General features: G+C 66.3%; 1 protein-coding gene. It reads left to right on the top strand.

Annotated features, from left to right (window positions below; translation table 11 throughout):
* Nucleotides 1–162: 162 nt before the first annotated feature.
* On the top strand, nt 163–1806 hold a 1644-nt coding region (locus IEY89_RS40070), incomplete at its 3' end, for an RICIN domain-containing protein (protein ID WP_373287356.1).

Raw genomic sequence — 1806 nt, 5'->3', positions numbered from 1 at the left:
AGGCGGTCCGGGCAGATGCAACGGCTGAAAGAGAGCACAGACATGTCCCACGCCCACCCGCGTTCTCGGTGGCGTACCGCGCTGGCGGCCGTCTTGCCGGGCGGACGCGCCCGCGGTAGTCGCCGAGCGTCCCGTCCAGCCGTCACGGAGAAACGAAAGGTGATGCACCGTAGCCGTCGGTTGTTCGCGCGTCGGGGCGTCTGGGCGGCCATCGTCATGGCTGTCGTGGGCGGCTCCGTTGTCGTGATCAACACGGCCTCGGCGGGAACCGTGGATCCGAAGGCCTGGTACGTACTGGTCAACCGCAACAGCGGCAAGGTGCTGGACGGCCGCAGCTTCGCCAAGAACGACGGCGCGGCGGTGGCGCAGTGGAGCCGTCACGGCGGGGCCAACCAGCAGTGGCGGTTCATCGACGCGGGTGACGGGCACTACCGGGTGCAGAACCGGAACTCCGGCAAGGTGCTGGACATCCACAACTGGTCGAAGACCGCCGGCTCCGACATCGTGCAGTGGACCGACCGGAACACCACCAACCAGCAGTTCAAGGTGGCGGAGTCGTCGGACGGCTACGTGCGTCTGATCAGCCGCTTCAGCGGCATGGCCGTCGAGGTCGACAAGGCGTCCAAGGCCGACGGGGGCGACGTCGTCCAGTACCGCGACTGGGGCGGCGCCAATCAGCAGTGGCAACTCGTCCCGGCCGGGAGCGTCAGCAGCGCCGACACGTCCACCACGAAGGACGGCAGCGCTTCGTCGGGGTCGTCCGCCGCGGCCGGTGGCGGCAGCTCGACGACGAGCTTCATGGGTGGCAACAAGGTGCTCATCGGCGGCTTGATGTCCGACACCTCGGCGAACGCCGCGCCGTTCGACGTGCGGTACGCCTATGTGCACAGCCAGCCCGCGCCCTCGTCGGACTACTACACGGCGGCGAAATGCAAGGACGAGTGGAAGAGCTGGTGGGGCTGCTGGTCCGGCGGCACCACCGCGCCCGGCTATTACGTGACCTGGCACGACGACCACGTGGCCAAGGCGACGTACAAGGGCAGCCCGCGTCCGCAGAAGATGTTCTGGACCTGGTACTCACTGCGTGACCTCGGGGATCTCGCGGGCCATGGCGACGGTCCGGGCGAGGTCGAGGCCATCAACAGGGCCGACCTGCTCACCCGGTACATGAACGACTACCGTTTCTTCCTCCAGAAGATCGGCAACTCGCAGGACATGATCGACCTCGAGCCTGACTTCTGGGGCTACGTCCGGTCGCTCGGCGACCCGCACAAGGTTGCCGCGAAGGTCTCGGCCGCGAATCCGACGGACTGCGGATCGCAGGAGAACAGTGCTGCCGGACTCTCCCGCTGCCTGATCGAGATGGCGCACAAGTACGCGCCGAACACCAAGGTGGGATTCCACCTTTCCTGCTGGGACTGGCAGAACAACACACAGGGTTGCGTCAAGGACTACGCGAACCTCGGTGCGAAGAACGCCGACTTCCTGGTCGCCGATGTGTCGGACCGCGATGCGGGCTGGTACGCGAAGCCGGAGAACGGCGGCCACAACAACTTCTGGACCGACCAGAAGGCCACTGCCGCGCTGGGGTTCTACAAGACGATGGCCGAGTCCGTGGGCAAGCCGGTGGTCCTGTGGCAGATCCCCATCGGCAACATGGCGCAGAACAACACGCTCAACCATTACAAGGATGACAAGGTGGACTGGTTCTTCGCGCACATGGACCAGGTGGCGAACGCGCATATCGCCGGCCTGCTGTTCGGCGCGGGGCACGGGGAACAGACGTCGGTCGAGACCGACGGCGGA

It is taken from the genome of Streptomyces lacrimifluminis (assembly GCF_014646095.1).
GTDB lineage: Bacteria > Actinomycetota > Actinomycetes > Streptomycetales > Streptomycetaceae > Streptomyces > Streptomyces lacrimifluminis.
The sequence above is the reverse complement of the archived record's forward strand: the minus strand, read 5'-3'. Positions and strand labels throughout refer to the sequence as shown.